General features: G+C 40.0%; 19 protein-coding genes. 4 read left to right on the forward strand and 15 right to left on the reverse strand.

Annotated features, from left to right (window positions below):
- Window positions 1-3: 3 nt before the first annotated feature.
- The 5 genes from NSS76_RS09210 to NSS76_RS09230 all read right to left on the reverse strand — a co-directional run bounded on the left by NSS76_RS09210 (window position 4) and on the right by NSS76_RS09230 (window position 5,584).
- Window positions 4-1,266, reverse strand: a complete 1,263-nt coding sequence (locus NSS76_RS09210; protein WP_341081905.1) for a PTS ascorbate transporter subunit IIC — start codon at window positions 1,264-1,266, stop codon at window positions 4-6.
- 25 nt (window positions 1,267-1,291) lie between these two features.
- Window positions 1,292-1,558 (reverse strand): PTS sugar transporter subunit IIB, encoded by a 267-nt coding sequence (locus NSS76_RS09215; protein WP_024425192.1) that lies wholly within the window; start codon window positions 1,556-1,558, stop codon window positions 1,292-1,294.
- Window positions 1,559-1,573: 15 nt separating this feature from the next.
- Window positions 1,574-3,646 carry a BglG family transcription antiterminator gene (locus tag NSS76_RS09220; RefSeq protein WP_341082685.1) on the reverse strand — a complete coding sequence of 691 codons (2,073 nt, stop codon included), beginning with the start codon at window positions 3,644-3,646 and terminating at the stop codon, window positions 1,574-1,576.
- 257 nt (window positions 3,647-3,903) lie between these two features.
- Entirely contained in the window at window positions 3,904-4,344 is a 441-nt protein-coding gene (locus NSS76_RS09225; protein WP_073205833.1) for a rhs-associated protein, read from the reverse strand.
- Between the two features lie 277 nt (window positions 4,345-4,621).
- Complete coding sequence (locus NSS76_RS09230) at window positions 4,622-5,584, reverse strand: helix-turn-helix transcriptional regulator (RefSeq protein ID WP_341081909.1); 963 nt, start codon at window positions 5,582-5,584, stop codon at window positions 4,622-4,624.
- Window positions 5,585-5,692: 108 nt separating this feature from the next.
- On the opposite strand from NSS76_RS09230, the gene NSS76_RS09235 reads away from it, so the two are divergent.
- Both NSS76_RS09235 and NSS76_RS09240 read left to right on the forward strand, forming a co-directional pair.
- Window positions 5,693-6,172: a GyrI-like domain-containing protein gene (locus NSS76_RS09235; RefSeq protein WP_151039541.1), complete on the forward strand. Its 480-nt coding sequence runs from the start codon at window positions 5,693-5,695 to the stop codon at window positions 6,170-6,172.
- Between the two features lie 21 nt (window positions 6,173-6,193).
- Entirely contained in the window at window positions 6,194-6,658 is a 465-nt protein-coding gene (locus NSS76_RS09240) for a hypothetical protein (protein WP_024425197.1), read from the forward strand.
- Between the two features lie 433 nt (window positions 6,659-7,091).
- Here the strand turns inward: NSS76_RS09240 and NSS76_RS09245 are convergent, their stop codons facing one another.
- The 5 genes from NSS76_RS09245 to NSS76_RS09265 form a co-directional block, all read right to left on the reverse strand.
- The gene (locus NSS76_RS09245) at window positions 7,092-7,511 is read right to left on the reverse strand and encodes a hypothetical protein (RefSeq protein WP_151863039.1); all 420 of its coding nucleotides are present in this window, start codon (window positions 7,509-7,511) and stop codon (window positions 7,092-7,094) included.
- Window positions 7,512-7,642: 131 nt separating this feature from the next.
- Entirely contained in the window at window positions 7,643-8,005 is a 363-nt protein-coding gene (locus NSS76_RS09250; RefSeq protein ID WP_122631316.1) for a hypothetical protein, read from the reverse strand.
- Window positions 8,006-8,148: 143 nt separating this feature from the next.
- Window positions 8,149-8,508, reverse strand: a complete 360-nt coding sequence (cdiI, locus tag NSS76_RS09255) for a ribonuclease toxin immunity protein CdiI (protein WP_226340878.1) — start codon at window positions 8,506-8,508, stop codon at window positions 8,149-8,151.
- A 19-nt stretch (window positions 8,509-8,527) separates the two neighbouring features.
- A complete protein-coding gene (locus NSS76_RS09260; RefSeq protein ID WP_192929555.1) occupies window positions 8,528-10,156 on the reverse strand; it encodes a T7SS effector LXG polymorphic toxin in 1,629 nt (542 codons plus the stop codon).
- A gap of 375 nt (window positions 10,157-10,531) precedes the next feature.
- Window positions 10,532-10,951 (reverse strand): MarR family winged helix-turn-helix transcriptional regulator, encoded by a 420-nt coding sequence (locus tag NSS76_RS09265; RefSeq protein WP_044335851.1) that lies wholly within the window; start codon window positions 10,949-10,951, stop codon window positions 10,532-10,534.
- Window positions 10,952-11,121: 170 nt separating this feature from the next.
- Here NSS76_RS09265 and NSS76_RS09270 point away from each other — a divergent pair, with 170 nt between their 5' ends.
- Complete coding sequence (locus tag NSS76_RS09270) at window positions 11,122-12,642, forward strand: MDR family MFS transporter (protein ID WP_044335847.1); 1,521 nt, start codon at window positions 11,122-11,124, stop codon at window positions 12,640-12,642.
- Window positions 12,643-12,680: 38 nt separating this feature from the next.
- Here the strand turns inward: NSS76_RS09270 and NSS76_RS09275 are convergent, their stop codons facing one another.
- The 5 genes from NSS76_RS09275 to NSS76_RS09295 form a co-directional block, all read right to left on the reverse strand.
- Window positions 12,681-13,550 (reverse strand): class II fructose-bisphosphate aldolase, encoded by an 870-nt coding sequence (locus NSS76_RS09275; RefSeq protein ID WP_044335845.1) that lies wholly within the window; start codon window positions 13,548-13,550, stop codon window positions 12,681-12,683.
- Window positions 13,551-13,552: 2 nt separating this feature from the next.
- A complete protein-coding gene (locus tag NSS76_RS09280; RefSeq protein WP_024427781.1) occupies window positions 13,553-14,011 on the reverse strand; it encodes a PTS sugar transporter subunit IIA in 459 nt (152 codons plus the stop codon).
- Window positions 14,012-14,026: 15 nt separating this feature from the next.
- Window positions 14,027-15,442: a PTS fructose transporter subunit IIC gene (locus NSS76_RS09285; RefSeq protein ID WP_151863036.1), complete on the reverse strand. Its 1,416-nt coding sequence runs from the start codon at window positions 15,440-15,442 to the stop codon at window positions 14,027-14,029.
- Window positions 15,443-15,455: 13 nt separating this feature from the next.
- The gene (gene pfkB, locus NSS76_RS09290) at window positions 15,456-16,370 is read right to left on the reverse strand and encodes a 1-phosphofructokinase (protein WP_044335841.1); all 915 of its coding nucleotides are present in this window, start codon (window positions 16,368-16,370) and stop codon (window positions 15,456-15,458) included.
- 130 nt (window positions 16,371-16,500) lie between these two features.
- Window positions 16,501-17,277, reverse strand: coding sequence for a MurR/RpiR family transcriptional regulator (locus NSS76_RS09295; protein ID WP_024425669.1), 777 nt, complete (start codon window positions 17,275-17,277; stop codon window positions 16,501-16,503).
- Between the two features lie 159 nt (window positions 17,278-17,436).
- On the opposite strand from NSS76_RS09295, the gene NSS76_RS09300 reads away from it, so the two are divergent.
- Complete coding sequence (locus NSS76_RS09300) at window positions 17,437-18,843, forward strand: phospholipase D-like domain-containing protein (RefSeq protein WP_044335837.1); 1,407 nt, start codon at window positions 17,437-17,439, stop codon at window positions 18,841-18,843.
- The last annotated feature ends 5 nt before the right edge of the window (window positions 18,844-18,848 follow it).

Here is an 18,848-nt window from a genome sequence, read left to right on the forward strand (position 1 = left end):
TTTTTATAGCTGAAATAAAAACTTGATCAATCCAATCAAGATTCCGATGATACCAAAGTCTGTATCTCCAAACGTTGTCCCTTCAAAGCCAAGGGCTCCTAACACAGGTAATAAACAGGCAGGTAAAAAGGAAAGAAGCAATCCATTTACAAAGGCCCCAGCGACAGCACCTCTAACCCCTCCTGTTGCATTGCCATACACGCCTGCTGTAGCACCGCAAAAAAAGTGCGGGACAAGTCCAGGGACAATGACAGTTAAACCAAACAAAGGTAAAAGAAAAATGGATACAATGCCTCCTGCAAAGCTGCATAAAAAACCGATAATGACCGCATTTGGCGCAAATGGAAAAACGGCTGGCGCATCAAGTGCCGGCTTTGCCCCCTTCACGAATCGATCGGCAATTCCTTTAAACGCAGGCACGATCTCGCCAATGGCCATCCGAACCCCTGCTAAAATAATGTACACACCAGCAGCAAACGTAATCGCTTGAATGAGAATGAAGACAGCGAAGTTCGTGCCACCGCTAATTTGTTCTATATAAGGAATTCCTGCAAACGGTGCAATGGCAAAGAACAGTAAAGCCATTGTAATCGAAATGGCAACAGATGTATCTCTTAGAAAACCGAGTGATTTAGGCACTTGAATGGTTTCCGTTGATTTTTCTGGAGATCCAACCCATGTGCCGATCATTCCCGCAGTAAAATAACCGAAAGTACTGAAGTGTCCGAGCGCGAGATCATTGCTTCCGGTGACTTTCCTCGTAAACGGTTGAAGGATTGCGGGTGCAATGACCATAGCTGCACCTAATATCATGGAGCCAGTGGAGATGAGCAGCCACCCGTGCATGCCGGCTGTCGAAAGAACGACGGCGAGCATCGCCGCCATATACAACGTATGATGACCAGTCAAAAAGACATATTTAAAAGGTGTAAATCTTGCAAGTAACAAATTGACCAGCATACCAAAAATCATGATAAGTGCTGTCTGTGTACCGAATTCCTTTTGAGCAATGGCGGCCATAGCATCTGTATTTGGGACAACCCCTTGAATGTGAAAGGCTGCTTCGAACATCTTTCGAAAAACCCCAAGTGAATCAGAGACGACTGTAGCGCCCGCCCCTAATATTAAGAAACCCATGGTTGTTTTCAAGGTGCCTGACACAGTGTCTGCAGCTGATTTTTTCTGCAAAAGTAAACCGGCTAGTGCAAACAAACCGATGAGAATGGCAGGTGTGCCCAATATATCGTTCATGATCAGTTCTATCATGATGTGAATCCCCCTTTTTCATGACTTAAATGTGTTGACGAAGGACGTCTTTAATGGCTTCCTGGTCTAACAAATTGTTTAAGCCAGCCACATTTCTTGTGCCGTCATTCAGCTGGTCAATAATATCAGCTGCTCCGATATAAAGGTCTGCTTGTTCATTTTTACTTGTACTGAGATCGGTATGATCCACTTCAGCTTTAAGACCTAATTCTTCTAATGCTTTTTTGACATTCATTTCTACAATAAAGCTGCTTCCTAACCCGTTTCCACATACAACAAGAATTTTTTTCATTTTCTTACTCCCCCTTTATACTTGTGAAAATTGATCAATTAGCTTTTGAACCGATGCTAAATCTTCTGCTTCAATCAATTGTTTCGTGCGTTTTTCTTCACTTAACAGCATGGTCAGCTGTTTGAGTGCTTTCAAGTGGCTCATGCTGTCAATGGCAGCTAACACAATGACAAGCCGCACCTGCTTTTTTCCATCCTTTGAAAACGAAATGGGCTGTTTGAATGACATGAGCGTCATGCTCAATTTGTTCACGCCATCCTCGGGCCTTGCATGTGGGATGGCCACTTGTGGTGCAATGACAATATAAGGACCATTTTGATGAACAGACTGTATCATGGCTTCTACATAACTTGGTTTAATAGCATTTTGATCAAGTAAAGGCTGCGCCGCTTTTGTAATCGCCTCTTGCCATGTGTCTGCTGTTTGGTGGAGCTTGATGGTTTGTTCTGTTAATAAATCATTTAACACTGGGTTCCACCCTTTCTGATAGGATACATATGTGGGATGTAGCAGCTCCCGAATGTCATGAAGCAGTGCTTGTTTATTTTGTACGATGGTATGCTGCTGAATGATGTTGAATAAAGCGTTTACATGATTCTCGTCAATCTTCGCTTCGGAGCCTTTCCCGTATTGAAGTAATGTTTTTTTCTCATAGGCAGTTAAAATAGGATGAACGAGATGAACTGGTTTTCCTTTAAACGAAATAGGTGTTGTGGACACAACGAAATCTGCATCAACTGCTGCTAATTCTTCATATGCACGCTTTGATAACAGTCCGCGTACTTCAATGTAGCCGATTAATTCGAGAAGCTGAGTTTTCAGCATGTTACTTGTGCCGATTCCTTCTCCGCAGACAATGTATACAGAACGTCTGACAATGGATGAAATTCCTTCTCTTCTCATCCAGCTGCCAAAATGCATGGCGAGATATGCAATTTCATGGTCACTCAACTTTGAACAGGCCGCCTTTTCTAAATGGCAAGCAACTTTTTGAGTGATTTCAAACACTTCTGGCTGTGCTTTTTTTATAGAATCCGTCAGTTCGTTGATCATACCAATGTGATAGATGAGCCTGTAATAGGCTGGAATTAAATGCATTGTTAAGTTTTGCTCCAATGCTTTAGGTTCTTGAAAGGAAATACAAGCATATCGCTGAAAGTCAAAGATCATTTGTCTGGCGATGGTGCGAATGAGATGTTCTTCTGGTTTTTTAATTGATGGAAGTTTTTGTTTTTTGGCACTGAGCCATAAGGTGCTGAGAAAATAGATCTCATCATCATGAACAATGAGACTGGCCTCTTTTTGAATCTGCGCCATGAAACGAATAGCAGCCAAGCATTCCTCTGTTTCCTGCAATGTTCGTTTTTCTTCGTTTGAAATGTGTACGGCATGCCCCAGCTTCATCCGCTTGAAGTAGAAAAAGAGATCCAAAGAGAGCTGATCCAGCATCTCATCTGCAAATTCAAGCTTAAGTTCTTGTTCTGACTGCTGGAGGAGATGGTGTACCCGTTTGGATGAAATAGGTCCCTTTAACCAAAACGACGGAAACGTTTTTTCGTTTTTTATCATGGTGCGGATGAAATGTATATAAGGTTTGAGTGCCAATCGAATGGCCCTTTCGTCCCCTGAAATGACATAGCCGCTTGCTGCCTGATAGCGGAGTGTGATCTCCTGCTTTGAAAGCGCTTCTTTTAGCTGTTTCATATCCTCGAGTAATGTATTTCGGCTCACCTTTGTCATCTTCATAAAATCATCTATTCTTAGGCAATGCTCGCTGCATGCAATGGTTAAAAGCAAGATAGCCCTTCGTTCCTTTACACATGGTTCATAATCGTGACCAACAAGAATGGTATCAGCTTTTTGAATAATGATTTCTTTTTCATGAGGATTTAAATAATAGCCAAGTTGGCCTTTTCGCTGCACACCACTAAGCTGATGAGTTTCCAGCCAGCTGTTCATTCGCTTGATTTCAGCGTAAACGGTTCGAGTCGAAACGTTCATTCGATTCTGTAAATCTTCTATTGATAGATAAGATGTCGTATGAAGCAGCATAGATAGTAACGTCGTGCCCCTTTTGGTTAAGTACAGTTGGAATTCCTCCTTTCTTTCCCTTTGTTATAAGTCTAATCAACTCACATGCATCAAAGAAGCCCAAATGTCTTCAGCACGTGCTGTGCAGCGATTGTGTGCTCTTTTCATAAGAAAAACACACCATTGGAGTGTGCTTTCAGGCTTGTATACAATTTGAGAACCAATAAACGCAAAAAACCTAGAATGGTATAGAGCCAGTCAAGGTTTTTTCATTTCTTAACATCTTTTATTTTTCTTATATGTGACGCTCAAAATTATTTTTTGTTTAAACTAAATCCGAAATCCAAATCGTTTTCAAATGAAATACAAATACACCAATCGCCTTTTAAGGATATAAAGTAGTGGTGCTGTGGGATATCTAAAAAATAGACGAGTAACTCTTTTAAATGTTTTAATTCAAACTGGTACCCAAACTCTGTAAGGTTATCCCCTATGTAAATTACTTGTAAGTTATTATCTAAATATTTTTCTTTTAATTCGGTTATAAATAGAAGAGCATCAGGAAGTAACGATTCATGATTTGAGCTCTTACTATAATGTTTATTGGTTTGTAACCAATCTATTTTTGAACCAGCAAAATCAAATTTTTGTTCTATTAAGTCTAAATAAATTTTTGGATTTTTATGTACTTTGACATATTTAAGAAGGTCTTTTAATTCCAAATCTTTTATTAGATCTTCATCATAAAAATTCAATAAAATTACCCCCTTTTATGTTTTTTAATGTCTTTCTTGTCAAAATCCATAGGCATCGCTGTTTTGTCATTTTGTTGCAATCATTACAGTGTACAATGCCATTGAAGCTTGCTGATCCGTCTCTGACAAAGCATATTTATCTTTCTTCAACAGCTGAGATCTAAAGAAGATGGAAATAAGATTGGTGGTTCATTGAGATTTTGTTCGAAACTTGGAGCAAGAATTTTTTGATACGACTCACGTTCATGTATCTAGTAAGAGGTCTAACCAGCATTGATTATGGACAATATAGGAGTAGTCTCTCTTGTAAACTTTCCAAGATTTCTACAGGCATTTCCCTGATCTTGATATCATCGCCTAGGAAAAATAGCCAATTTGTCATTTCCGTTATTTCTTCTGAATGATTAACATCGATAAAAGTCTTTAAAATGGCTGTAGTTTGGTAAGGATTCGTATAAGAAATTGACATTTTGAAAGGATGGTATTTTTTGAACTGTGCAATTGCCTTTGGACCAAGTTCAAGGACAAGGTTGATTACTTCCTCCTGCTTACTTAGTTTTTCTAAAATCTTTTTCCTGCTTAATCGATTTTTTGTAGAGCATGGTTCAACATCTGTGAGGTTGTCGACAGGCAAAATCCGTTTTTTCTCTTCCTTTAAATCAAAGCCTTCAATCAGCCAAATGCTTTTTTCACGATAAAGGTTCAAGAGGTAAATAGGATAGGACTTCATCACTTTCTCCTCTCTCATGGTAATCAGTAAATATCGATCCAAAATAAGCAGTTGGATTAATTTTTCTAACATGGGATGAGGGAGATCTGTCAAATCAAGCAGATCAGGATTATTCGGATTAGTCCCTTCAAATAGCAAGAGGCGATTTAACAGAACAAGGTCATCTTGCTGGGTTTCTGAGATGAGTCCTAGTAATTTTTCAGCTAAAGACTGGCGACTCTTTAAATAAGGAAGTTGTTGGTTTCTCGTGGCCATAAAGGCAATAAAAAGAGCTTTAATCTCATTATCGGTAAAACGAACAGTTGGCAGGACTGAATTGTTCATCACAAAATACCCCCCGTCCCTTCCGACTTCAGCGACAAGCGGCATCCCCATAGCTTCAATTTCTCTGATGTCTCTAATTGCTGTCGAACGAGAGATATGAAATTCTCTCATGATTTCAGAAATTGTAAAGTTGGCGCGGTTGTTAATATACCGCATGATGGTATTAATCCGTTCAACTTTTTTCATCTGATCCCCCTAAACAGTATCATTTTTTGACATGGTTTAAGCCTATTATATATTTATCAAGTGAAAAGAAAAAACATTTGATCAATTTTTCAAAAGGAAGTGTTGAATATGGCAGATTATATACTAGAACAAAAAGACAGCTTTCACGTGTTAGGTATTGGAACTGAACTTAAGAGTCATTACACAGACTATGCGGGCATCACGAAGGAAAAAGCAGACTTTTGGCAAGCAGTCACACAAGAAGGTAAGCTTGACACCTTAAAAGCCATTGCCTCAAATGACTATATTTTTATCGTAAACGAAGCGGTAAATAACAAGCTGATGCATTATGTCGGGGTCATGACAGAGGAATCATTACCAGAAGCGGACAGAGTAATTCAATTTCCTAAAGGGGAATATCTAATCGTTAAAGGGGAAGCTAAAACCGCTGATGAATTGCATCAAACGCTTACTGGTATTGCATTTGGTCAAGTCTTGCCTGAAGCAAAGAATTTCGCCTATGTTGGTGGACCAAATGCAGTGGTAGAGATGGGGCAGCGAAACGACTTATTACTTGGTGAGATGTGGATTCCTGTTGTACGAAAATAAGAAGGATATGGAGGGATAGAAATGGCCTATATCGTTGATTTTAAAAATGTGTCTACGATTGGTTTAGAGTCTTCACCTGTAGCAGAAGCACTTGCTGGCTTACGAGCTAATGAGGCTCGTTACTTTATGAACAAATATAAGCATGAATTTACAGTATTACCTGCCAGCGAAAGTCAGGATACCCTTGATTATGTGAACCGAGTGTTAAAAGAAGAACGTGAACTAGAGTTTGCAGCAAAACCTTTAGAAACGGCAAGTTTTCAAGTGGAAAATATCAAATGGACTTACGTCTTTTATGAGGATGGTCTTGCAATTAACGTCCTGTATACAGTGGATGACCCGAAAAAACGTGCTGTTGGTTTTAAGCTTTCTGAAGGTATGGAAGTACCAAAGGAATTAGAAGGGAAATTTAAATTTGCTAGGCAGAAGTCTAAACTTGCTGGAACGATTCGTGGGTCATTTTTTAAAATTAAAGGGGAATATTGAACCCGAATTTGTGAATCTAACAAATAAATTAAAATTATTTCCCTCTTCTAAACAGAGCAGCATTCTCTATGCATTATTAGAGGATGTTTTTCTGTTTATTGTACCAACTTCATTTTCTTATGAAGAAGTTCGCCGTTAAAATGGCTTGGCATTAGTCTTTTATATAAATGTCCTGCTATTTCATTGTTTAACATCTATACTTCTTCAAAGGAATTTCTGATCTATATCAAAGAAAAAGATGTAAAGTATCCCCCTCATTCGAAAAAACTCACTATAAAAGCTGTGAGCGCCTAGTTTTGCTGGTCTTTATCATACGATGGGTCCCCATCCCTCTTTTGGTCGGTTTTTTCTCAATTTGAAGTCCAATAACACAAAAAACCTTGAGGGCATTAAGCAGATCAAGGTTTTTTTGCGTAATCTCATTAAAAATGAACTAATTTGAATTCATTTTTGAAAGAAAGTCTTGAAGAACTACTTTTACTGGTGAATTCGTAGTAGTAGCCATTACATGATTTACACGTTTTAAAATTTGAGGATGCTTCAATATCAATTTCTTGCCTTCTTCAATTGGGAAGCTTCTCAATGTATCAATACAAATCTCAAATAATTCTTTATCATTAGTATTCAACAAATCTATTAAAATATTTAGCTCATATTCATTGCACTCATTATCCAGACAATAAGCAATTTTACGCTGCCACTCTATTGGTTTATTAAGCACCTGATTTGATAGTTCTTCCCAGTCATTTTGGCTAAAATCAGAGAGTATCTCACTAGCAATCAAACACCCGTCATCATACCATGAATCTACTGTTGTATCAGCAGATAAGAGATTATCTAATTCTCTAAACATATTGAATCCCCTAATTATGAAATTACTCTGAGAACACATTCGAGTACCTACAGCCCCAAAAATTGATCATAAACGAGTAAAACTGAAGAAACTAGCGATGTTAATTTGTTAGTAATTAAGTATCTACTATTTTATTTCCACCAGTTGGATGTAATTTCTTTCAAATGAAATTCTATAAAGTCAATCACTTTGGTATAGTCATCCGAGCTGAATTCCTCAATAGGATTGTCCCAATCTGTATTTTTAACTATTAGAACAAGGTAGTTACCATCAGAAGATAAATCAGGATACCACCCTAAATCCAATGTTATTGATGATTTCTCATGATAAAGTTGTAATAAACTTTCAGTGAACATAAACCATCTATCATCTTCTGCTTCTAACTTTTTAGGGTCAATTTCCCTGAAATTATTATAACGTACAATCCAACCTTCAGTTATTCTTAAAGGATGAATGTTGAATACAGGGACTTCGAGTTTTATATTTCTTCTCATTATTCTCCAACTTATTCATAAATTTGATAGTAATTTAAGTCCTAATTTATTATTCAGCCTATAAATTATCAATTAGAATTGTCTTTAATCATTCTACTAATTTCAATACTTAGTTGCTCAACTATTTTCAGAGGTTGCTTCTGTCAATTGGCCAATCTATATTTTTCAAAAACCTTCCTTAACACCTCGCTAATAGTTTTCTTATCCTGAGGATACTCTGTAATGTACGTGTTACAGGCTTGCTCAAGATAATAGTAGAATGTTTGATAATCAACAATAACCTCATCATCATGAAGTGCAAATAGTACTCCATGAAAGGGCTCCTCGTCGGGTTCCAGATCATTTGGAAATGTGCAATCCACATCGTTAATTCCATAACCTACTCCCGTAGATAAATGCTGAACAATATTTACAAAGCTATCATCAGTAATGGCATTGAAGAAAGCCACCACAGGAAAGTGTTCATCTCTTAACATTTGAGTTTCTAAAATTTTTTTTAACATACTATCTGAATCCTCCTACCTATAATTCAGGATAAAACGAGGTCACTGCCCCATCCTTATCTGTATAACCTCTCCATTTTATACCTTGTCCATCATAACCTTCCCATTCTCTCCCTAAAACACCTTTTGAAGAAGCATTATTTACAGCTTCTTTTCCTCGTTTAATAAAATCTTCATCAGAAATTAACTTAGGATCATAAACAGTTTTATCAAATGGCTTTGCTTTCCATCCAATTTTTTGACCTGTTTTAGCATCTAAAGAAGGAACTTGGTAAGTTATTTTTTCCACTCCTGGCAAAGCATCATGCTTCTTAACATTTAATATATTTACATCATTTTTCATAAATTCATCTTTGTTATGCGCCCCACCAATTCCTCTTCTCCTTGGAACATTGGGATCAACTTTTCTTATATGATCTTCTAAGCTAGATGAGAACTTAACGTTTTCCCTACCCGTAATTCCCATCTTCCCCCGAAAGCCTTTCGCCCCAAACGGCAAAAGCATCCCCAGAGCCGCGTTCATACTTGCTTCCTGCTGTTCTTTTGAGATCTTGTTTCCAAACATGTCTCGGCCTGTAATTGCTTCGCTGAAGCCGTTGGTTGCAGTGAGGCCATATAGTCCTTTTTGAGATGTTTTTAAGGCGTCAAAGGATTTTTGTGATGTCTTGTAAATGTCGACTGCCCTGACTGCAGCTGATGTGGCTTGGGTGGTTTTATAGACGGCTTTCCCGCCTTTAAAAATGCGTCCTGCCCAGCCGACGATAGGGATATAACCGGCTGCTGCCATTCCACCTGCAGCGACTCGTTGGCCTGCCGTAAGCTTTTCGCCTGTGATTGGATCGACGCCTGTAGCTGCTCGTTTTGCATCATTCACACCGGTTAGCTCATTGACAATGTTTCCCCCATAATCAAGGGCTTTTTCATACCAAGGACGGTTGGCGAGCGCTTCTTGTTCCTTTGCGATCTCGCGGGCTTCTTCTTGTTCTTTTTTGATTTTCAGATATTCAGCAGTTTGCTTCTCAATATCGCTTTTTGCCTTGTAGATTTCGCTATTTTGATACGCTTTCTTGTCAAAATTCATAGGCGAAATCGCTTTTCCGTCATTTGTCGCATTCATCATTTCAGCGTACAATGCCATTGTAGCTTGCTGCTCCGTCTCTGACAAAGCATATTCATCTTTTAAATTTTGATCAAGCTCTCTTAGTTCTTTGACCGTCTTTTTTCGTTCATCTTCCGCATCTTCTATTTTTTCATCAAAGGTTTGGCTATCAAATACCTCTAGGGAAATGAGGTCATCAATGTCTTGAAAAATCGTTTTGAGTGCCTTTTTTTGATCCTTCACAATGCTTTTGGCATTCTTGATGCCCATATGTACTGCGTTGTCTAAAAAGTGTTCTTCTACAAAGGTATCGCCGCCAAAGCTCGTATCATCCAGTGTCCCAGAAACACCTTCATGAAAGGCTTTTTGTTTATCAATGAAGCTGATAAACATGTCTACATTTCCAGCAAGCTCTTTATAGAAACTTTTAATATTATCTGCACCTTTCCCAGTGAAGTCATCACCGAGATTGGCAACACCTTGTAATGCCTTTTTTAAATCTACCATTTGTTCGCGGAGTTCCTGATAGTGTTTTGCCCTTGTGTCCATGGCACTTGTTAGTGCTTTTGCATCAAGTATCTTGCCCAGAAGAATTCACTCCTTCCTATTCATTGACAAGGTCAATTTTACCAATACAAAGTTTGTCATTAAATAGGAATTAAGACACAAAAACAATACTTATTATGTAAATGACATTGTTGCAATTGAAAAGCTCACTATAGAATGCGTTAGCTCCACTTTTGTCATAACAATTATAATGTAGTTTTTAGAACAATCTTTTAAATAGAACATTTTTTTGAGCTTCTCCATTATAAAAAAGTGTTATAGAGCACTTCCATGGTAAGGAAGATGTCACTAGTCGAGGCAATCCATACATGAATTAGGAATGCACTTAGAAAAAGCACACCCGCATCAGTGTACTTTTTACGATTTAGACTTCAGCAATTGCAGCTCTTGCTCCATGATATCTGCTGCTTCAGTTATAAATTGAATAATTAAATCTAATTCTTCTGGTTTGTATTCATTTGTGAGTTCCTTCGTTGATGTTGATAAGGATCGAAAGAGTTCTTTTACCTGGGATTTCCCCGCTGTTAGAGGAACAATGATGACTCTTCGTTTGTCTTTTGGATCCTTTTCTCTTTTGGCGTAGCCCGCTTTTTCAAGCCGGTCAATGAGAGCTGTGACTGCACCGGAGCTAAGGCCTGTTTTTTCACTTAATTCCCCTGCTGTGAGGGGACCGAGTTCGTTTAATAAATCGGCGGATTTGAGATCTGTTGGAAAAAGGCCGAGCGATTGAGCGGCCGCTTGGTGGAACAAAACGGTTCGTGTGGCGAGGCGCCTCATTGTATGTATGATCTGGGCTGCTCTGTCTTCAGCCTCGTTCTTTATTGACAACTTGTTCTCCTCCCTTTAAAATCAATTTATCTTGATCATCAAGATAAATGTTCTCTTACTTTATGGTTAAGTTGATCATAGCAAAAATAATGAGAGAACGTAAGCAGGAGGTAAATGAAATGAATCATGTGGATAAAGGCAAGGCATCCACTCGCTTTGTTGTCATCGGTTTGCTGTTAGGGATTTTTATGGCAGCGATGGACAATACCATTGTTGCAACAGCAATGGGAAGCATCGTAGCAGATTTAGGCAGTTTTGATAAATTTGCTTGGGTGACGGCTTCTTATATGGTGGCAGTGATGGCGGGAATGCCTATTTACGGAAAGCTTTCTGATATGTATGGTCGAAAGCGTTTTTTTCTGTTTGGACTTATTTTCTTTTTAATTGGATCAGCGCTGTGCGGTATCGCACAAACGATGGATCAGCTCATTATTTACCGAGCCATTCAAGGGCTTGGGGGCGGTGCACTTCTTCCGATCGCATTTACGATTATCTTCGACATCTTCCCGCCTGAAAAGCGCGGGAAAATGTCTGGTATGTTTGGAGCAGTCTTTGGTTTATCAAGTGTACTCGGACCACTTTTAGGTGCTATTATTACGGATTCGATCGGCTGGCATTGGGTTTTCTATATTAATGTGCCAATTGGTATTGTCAGTGTCTTCTTGATCGCCAGATACTATCAGGAATCGCTTGAACATCGTAAGCAGAAAATCGACTGGTCAGGTGCTATTACACTTGTCGTTGCGGTTGTCAGCTTAATGTTCGCGCTTGAGCTTGGCGGTAAATCTTATGCTTGGGATTCGGTGCAAATCCTCACACTTTTTGCTGTGTTTCTTGTGTTCGGTACGATCTTCTTTATTGTTGAGCGTAAGGCTGAGGAGCCGATTATCTCATTTTGGATGTTTAAAAATCGATTATTTGCAACATCTCAAATTTTGGCGTTTTTATATGGCGGGACATTTATTATTCTTGCTGTCTTTATTCCTATTTTCGTGCAGGCTGTGTACGGTGAATCTGCGACAAGTGCAGGGTTCATTTTAACACCGATGATGATTGGATCAGTCATTGGCAGTATGATCGGCGGAACGATGCAGACGAAAGTGCCTTTCAGACGTCTTATGACTATTTCTGTCATTTCATTTTTCGCTGGGATGCTGCTGCTTGCCAATATGTCACCAGATACAGCAAGACTGTGGCTCACACTCTTTATGATGATATCAGGCTTTGGCGTCGGGTTCAGCTTCTCCCTTCTGCCGTCAGCTTCAATGAATGATCTTGAGCCGCGTTACCGAGGCAGTGCAAACTCGACCAATTCATTTATGAGATCACTTGGAATGACGCTCGGTGTAACAATTTTCGGAACGATTCAAACCAATGTGCTGACAAATCGTTTAGCTGATGCCTTTAGCGGAATGAAAGGAGCCCCTTCTCAAATAAGCGATCCACAGGCTATTTTCCAAGAAGGTGCCCGCTCACAAATTCCGACTGATATTTTAAATAAAGTCATCGATGCGATGTCACAAAGTATTACGTACGTATTTTTGCTTGCATTATTCCCGATTGCACTTGCGGCGATTACGGTCATATTTATGGGAAATGCACGAGTACGCACATCTAATGAAATGAAGGAAAACGAATAATGTGAAAAAGCAGAGCGATAGCGGCTCTGCTTTTTTTCTTATTGATATAACGGATGGGCTTTGCCCTCACTGCCAACGATTCGTATTTTCGATTGGACCATGTCTTTCGCTGCTTGTTTTGCTTTTTGTAAATACATACGCGGATCTAAGCTTTCAGGTTCGTTTGAGAAATGATCACGTATTGCTTCGGAATACGCATTTTTCAGTTCAGTTGAGACATTCACCTTTGCCATACCAAGTGCAACGCATCGCTTGACATCCTCATCTGGTACAGCGGAACCACCGTGCAGGACAAGTGGTACATCGACCAGCGCTGCAATTTGTTCAATGCGGTCAAAGTCAATATCCGGCACCCCTTTATAAATGCCATGGGCAGTACCAATCGCAGGCGCTAAAGTAGGCACTCCAGTTTCTTCTACAAATTGACGGCATTCTGATGGAACGGCTTTTTCAGCATCCTTTTCGTCAACGACGATATCATCTTCTACACCGCCTACCTTGCCTAGCTCTGCTTCGACATTTACACCGACTTTTAAGGCAAGATCCACGACTTCTTTTGTGCGGCGTACATTTTCTTCATATGAGTGCATAGATGCATCGATCATAACGGATGTATATCCAGCCCTGATACAGGTGAGAATCACATCAAAGTCTGTGCAGTGATCCAGGTGAAGACCGATTGGGATTTGATATTGATCAGCCGCCGCCTTCACTGTATCTGCAATCGCTTTTGCTCCAAGAGATTGAACCGTTCCAACCGTTGTTTGCAAAATCACAGGTGACTTTAATTCTGCGGCAGTTTCGAGCACCCAATAGATACTGTCAAAGGAGTGCACATTGAATGCCACAATTCCGTATTTTTCGTTTTTCGCAGCCTCAAGCATTGGTGTTGTTGAAAGTAAAGGCATGATCAAACATCCTCTCTAGTTAAAATATCCGTTTCTAATACAGCAAGCATGTCTTCATTTGTTCTTGTTTCCAGCAGTTTTTGACGTTTCGTTTCATCCATTAAGCCTCGTGAAAGGGCTGAAAGAGCTTTTAAATGAGTCGTCCCTGCTTCACTTTTAGGGATCAGTAAGGATAAGAAGAAAAAGCAAGGCTTCCCATCAAAAGCGTCCCATTCAATACCTGTTTCCGTGCGGACGATCACAAGTGCTGGTTTCGTGATGGCTTCTGTTTGAGTATGCGGAATGGCAAATCCATCTTGAAATCCGGTTGTACTCAGTGCTTCCCTTTCCGCTAACCCTTTTTTGACATCCTCTGGTGAGGTGCAAATACCTGCTTTGTAGGCAATGTCAGCAATGGCTGCGAACACGCCAGCCTGTGAAGAAGCTGTTTCGTGAAGATTCATATAGATATGTTCCATCATTTCTCATCCTCCCTTTTAAACTGCGGGGTTGTCTATTTTTTTACGGTAAAGTCCGTAGAGAATCGCACCTACGAGTGAGCCGATTAGTATGGAAAGCACCCATTGGAATGCACCTGTGACGACCGGAAGAACAAGGAATCCACCATGCGGAGCTGGAACCTGTACCCCAAACAAATATGTCAATATAGCAGAGATGGCAGAGCCAAACATGATAATTGGCAGGACAACGACCGGGTTTTTGGCCGCAAATGGGATGGCTCCTTCTGTAATATGTGTCGCTCCTAGAATATAGTTGATTGCCCCTGCATTTCGTTCTTGTGGCGTGAAATGTTTTCGGAAAATCGTTGTAGCAATCGCAATAATAAGCGGCGGTGTGATACATGCTGCTGACACACCTGCCATGAAGTAAAGGTTACCTTCTGCAAGTAAAGCCGTTCCTGTGACATAGGCTGCTTTGTTAAAAGGTCCGCCCATATCAAATCCACACATTGCTCCAACAATTAAGCCTAAAAGCAGCGGATTTGTGGATTGTACAGATGAGAGAAAGTCCATTAAGGAATTATTTAGCCCTGTGATTGGAACTAACAACGGGGTCATGACAGCCCCAATTAAGAAAATACCGATGACAGGATAGATGAAGATTGATTTTAATCCATCAAGTGATGCTGGTAATTTTTGAAGCAGGAATTGAAGAAGTACGATGATATACCCTGCTGCAAAACCTGCGATAATACCACCTAAGAATCCAGCGCCTCCATCGTTTGCAAGGAGACCACCTATAAATCCAACGACCATCCCTGGGCGTCTTGCGATCGAATCAGCGATAAATGCTGCTAAAATTGGCACCATTAAACTAAAGCCGAGTCCGCCAATGCTTTTCAAATAGGCAGCAAACGGATGATACGTTTCGTGCTTAGGATCAGCAGAGTAGATACCGAATAAGAAAGAAAGGGCAATTAAAACACCGCCTCCAACAACAAATGGCAGCATGTGTGATACACCGTTCATTAAGTGCTTATAGATGGTGTGTATCCATTTATTTGCCGACTTTTGTTGAGAGGATGAAGGAGCAGATGGTTTCTCCGTTCCAGAAGTTCTTCCTTTCACTTGATGAACGGGGGCATCTTCATTGATAATGCCTTGGATCAGTTCATTTGGCGTGCGGATACCCTTCGCTACAGGCACTTCAATTAGTGGTTTGCCGTGAAAACGATCTGTATTTACATCTTTGTCAGCTGCGACAATGACCCCATCGGCCTCCAGAATGTCTTGATCAGTTAAAGCGTTTTCAATTCCTACTTGACCATGCGTTTCGACTTTGATGTCGACCCCTAGTTGCTCGGCAGCGATTTTTAATGCTTCAGCTGCCATGAATGTGTGTGCAATGCCTGTTGGACAGCCGGTTGCAGCGACAATTTTTTTACGGCTCATGTGTTATTCCCCCTTATTTCTTCTGAATGTGTACTTGCTCAATCAATGAATCAATGTCATGTAAATCACTTAAGCCTTTAGAAAATGCAGTAGATGCGCCAGTTGCAATGCCGTAACGTAAGCACTCTTCAGATGAATGACCTTCAAGCTGTTTACTAAGAAAGGCTGCGAGCATCGCATCTCCAGAGCAAGCTGTATTTACTACAGTGCCTGTCGGTGCGTTTCCTTTTAAGACGGCGTCTTTCGTAATGAACAAAGCCCCTTCTCCCCCGCGGGAAATAAGCACTTGCTCTGCACCCATCTCAATGAGTTTCTCTCCTGATTGAATGAGTTCTTTTTCTGACAAAGGATGTGTTTTACCGAAAAAAGCAGCAATTTCTTCTTCATTCGGTTTTAGTAAATACGGTTTGTATTGAAGCGTCTCAAGAACCGCTGCGGAGCTTGTGTCTAAAATGAACTTGACCTTCTGTTGATGACAAATAGCTGCTACTTCTGAAAAAATGCTGGCAGGAACGCCTTTTGGCAGACTGCCTGACATGATGAGGATGCCTCCCTGCGGGATAGCCGCAATTTTCTCACGAAAGGCGTGAAGCGCTTTTTCTTCAATTGCAGGGCCTTGATTCACGAGTTTGTATTCTTCTGTCGTATTAATAAAAACATTAATGCGTGTAATGCCTTCAACCGAGATAAAATCGGTTTGAATGGAGAGATCCTTTAAAGATTGTTCAATATAAGAGCCTGAAAACCCAGCAATAAATCCTAGTGCAGTGCTGGTGAAGCCATATTTCTTTAGCATAATTGACACGTTCACGCCTTTTCCATTCGGCTGATAATCTTCATCTTCTGTGCGATTGACTGCATTTGCCCGCATTTCTTTTAATGCAATATATAGGTCAATAGCAGGATTTAAGGTGCAGGTATAAATCAATTGGTTTCACCTTCTTTCTTTTCTCTAAAGAAAGTATCTCATACGATTCAGTGAAAATGTTTTCAGAATGTGTAAAGGTTTTCATGAGAAAAAGCCTTCCAGATCAAACTCTCGAAGGCTTTCTTATTGGTTATTTCATTCGGATCACATAGGCGTCAAGTAAAATGCGGGCAATGACATGAAGAGACAGACGGGATCTGACTTCATAATCTGGGAAGAAAGATTGTTCCCCTTTATATCCGACTAGTGTCATATCTGATATTTTGCTTAATGTAGAATCTATTCTTGTCGTAACCGTAATGGTTGTGACTTGCTTCATACTGAGGTTTTGACACGCTTCAACAAGCTCAGCTGTTTCGCCATTTAATGAAACAAAGATGGCAAGCTCACTTTTTTCAATGTCTCGCGATTTCAGCCGAATGATATTCGGATCGTCGTGTACTTCACATGTTTTCCCGATGAGCTGTAATTTGATGGTCATCTCTTTGGCGATCATCTCTGAGAAGCCTCTGCCGAAAATATAAATTTTGTCTGCATTATGTATTTTTTGAACGGCATCTTCAATTTGTCCAATACTTTGCAGCTGTATCGTTTTTAAAACCTCTTCTTCATTTTTCCGAATCGCTAGTTTGATGTCTTCATCAATATTTTTGAGCTGGTCGCTTGCATCTGTCATTTTCTTTTCTTGTTTCAATCGATATTTAAAGGATGTATAGCCGTTATAGCCAATTTTTTTCATCAGTCTGACAATCGTGGCCGTTGATACATTGGCTCTTTCGCTTAAAGTGACAATGGATAAGGTGGAGATATCCTCTAAATGCTGGTGAATATAATTGAGTAAATAACGTTCTGTTTCACTTAACGTTTGATATACATCACTTGGGATGTTAAATAATGATTCGTTCAATTCGATTCCCCCTTATTCATTTCATACTATAATTAAATGCCCAATAAAAACAAGATGATTCTTTTGTCATGTATTTAGATGAAAGGCGAAAATGAGTGAAATTTTATTTTTGACATAAACTAAGGAAAAGTTGTGTCTATGTGAAAGGAGCTGATCCGAATGCTTCATCTTTTGTTTTATCTGATCCTTCTCTATGTCGTTTATGTCTTTTTGACCGCATTTGTTTTGTTTTATTTACCGATCCAAAAAACATGCAAAGAACATTGTATCTATAAAGCCTCTTCGATCTCAGGAGATGATCAGGGCACAAATCAAGTGATGCTTCTTGACGATGGATTTGAGTCTGGTCAGGCCAGAATCCAAATGATTCGTGAGGCAAAGAGGATGATCCGCCTAAGTTATTATTCCATTCAAAAGGGAAAAACAGCCGAATGGGTACTAGGTGCTTTAATTGAAGCTGCTGATCGAGGGGTGAAAGTTCAGCTGCTTTTAGACGGCATCTGCCACAGTTTGCGTGGACCGCTAAAAGATTTACGATATGCCGTGGCAAATCACCCGAACATGGCCATTCGTTTTTATGAGCCCTTTCGGTTATTTAAGCCATGGACGTGGCATAACCGCCTTCATGATAAGCTGCTGCTGGCAGATGGCCGAGTGGCTGTGATGGGCGGAAGAAATATCGGTGATAAATACTTTGCAGATCAGCCGCCGAAAGACTTTGCATTTGACCGCGATGTGCTGCTTTATAACGACAAAAAAGGAAAAGTATTAGATGAAATGGAGCAATACTTCGTTTATTTATGGAATCATAACTTTACGAAAAGAACAAAAGCTGTGTTCTCCAAACAAAAAGCAAAGAAAGGCTTAAAACTAAGAAAGAAACTGCTTAGATCCTATCAGGAGGCAGTGCATGAGAAAGAACCTTTTGTGATGTCGTCCTTTAACTGGGCAGCAGATGGCACCTCAGTAAAGCAGATTGCATTTTTTACAAATCCTGTGGAGCGTTTCAATAAGCGTCCTCTTGTGCTCAAAAAACTAAACGATCTAGCTCACCGGGCAAAGCGTTCTGTGCTCATACAGACGCCTTATGTCATCCCGACACGACCCATGAAAGACGGCCTCACTCCCTTAGGCAGCGGGATTCAAACGACAGTTGTCACGAATTCTCTTACAGCGACGCCAAATCCATTAGCTTTTGCAGGTTACTTAAGCACGAAAAAGGAACTGATGAAAACAGGCGTTCATTTGTACGAATATGAAGGTCCGTATTCCATTCATGCGAAATCAATGGTCATTGATGATTATTTAAGTATTATTGGCACATATAATTTAGATGCGAGGTCTAGTTTTTTAAATACAGAGTCAATTTTGGTCATTGATAGTGCCCCTTTTGCGCTATCACTTACTCAGGCAATAGAACGTAAAATCGCCTATAGTATACTTGTCGCGAAGGACAAGGAAGCCTATAAAACGGGGTCCTATGGTCAGAAAAAAAAGCCTTTGATGAAAAGGCTCCTTTTAAATGGTTTATCTGCGATAACTGTTCTATGGCGGCGGTTGATCTAAAGGGC

Origin of the sequence: Bacillus sp. FSL R5-0654 (assembly GCF_038008745.1) — a bacterium.
In the GTDB taxonomy this organism is placed as follows: domain Bacteria; phylum Bacillota; class Bacilli; order Bacillales; family Bacillaceae; genus Bacillus; species Bacillus safensis.

Coding starts and splice junctions, on each gene's coding strand:
- NSS76_RS09210 (WP_341081905.1), bottom strand. CDS start 1,266: ATGATAGAACTGATCATGAACGATATATTGGGCACACCTGCCATTCTC.
- NSS76_RS09215 (WP_024425192.1), bottom strand. CDS start 1,558: ATGAAAAAAATTCTTGTTGTATGTGGAAACGGGTTAGGAAGCAGCTTT.
- NSS76_RS09230 (WP_341081909.1), bottom strand. CDS start 5,584: ATGAAAAAAGTTGAACGGATTAATACCATCATGCGGTATATTAACAAC.
- NSS76_RS09235 (WP_151039541.1), top strand. CDS start 5,693: ATGGCAGATTATATACTAGAACAAAAAGACAGCTTTCACGTGTTAGGT.
- NSS76_RS09240 (WP_024425197.1), top strand. CDS start 6,194: ATGGCCTATATCGTTGATTTTAAAAATGTGTCTACGATTGGTTTAGAG.
- NSS76_RS09245 (WP_151863039.1), bottom strand. CDS start 7,511: ATGTTTAGAGAATTAGATAATCTCTTATCTGCTGATACAACAGTAGAT.
- NSS76_RS09250 (WP_122631316.1), bottom strand. CDS start 8,005: ATGAGAAGAAATATAAAACTCGAAGTCCCTGTATTCAACATTCATCCT.
- cdiI (WP_226340878.1), bottom strand. CDS start 8,508: ATGTTAAAAAAAATTTTAGAAACTCAAATGTTAAGAGATGAACACTTT.
- NSS76_RS09260 (WP_192929555.1), bottom strand. CDS start 10,156: ATGGACACAAGGGCAAAACACTATCAGGAACTCCGCGAACAAATGGTA.
- NSS76_RS09265 (WP_044335851.1), bottom strand. CDS start 10,951: ATGAGGCGCCTCGCCACACGAACCGTTTTGTTCCACCAAGCGGCCGCT.
- NSS76_RS09270 (WP_044335847.1), top strand. CDS start 11,122: ATGAATCATGTGGATAAAGGCAAGGCATCCACTCGCTTTGTTGTCATC.
- NSS76_RS09275 (WP_044335845.1), bottom strand. CDS start 13,550: ATGCCTTTACTTTCAACAACACCAATGCTTGAGGCTGCGAAAAACGAA.
- NSS76_RS09280 (WP_024427781.1), bottom strand. CDS start 14,011: ATGATGGAACATATCTATATGAATCTTCACGAAACAGCTTCTTCACAG.
- NSS76_RS09285 (WP_151863036.1), bottom strand. CDS start 15,442: ATGAGCCGTAAAAAAATTGTCGCTGCAACCGGCTGTCCAACAGGCATT.
- NSS76_RS09300 (WP_044335837.1), top strand. CDS start 17,437: ATGCTTCATCTTTTGTTTTATCTGATCCTTCTCTATGTCGTTTATGTC.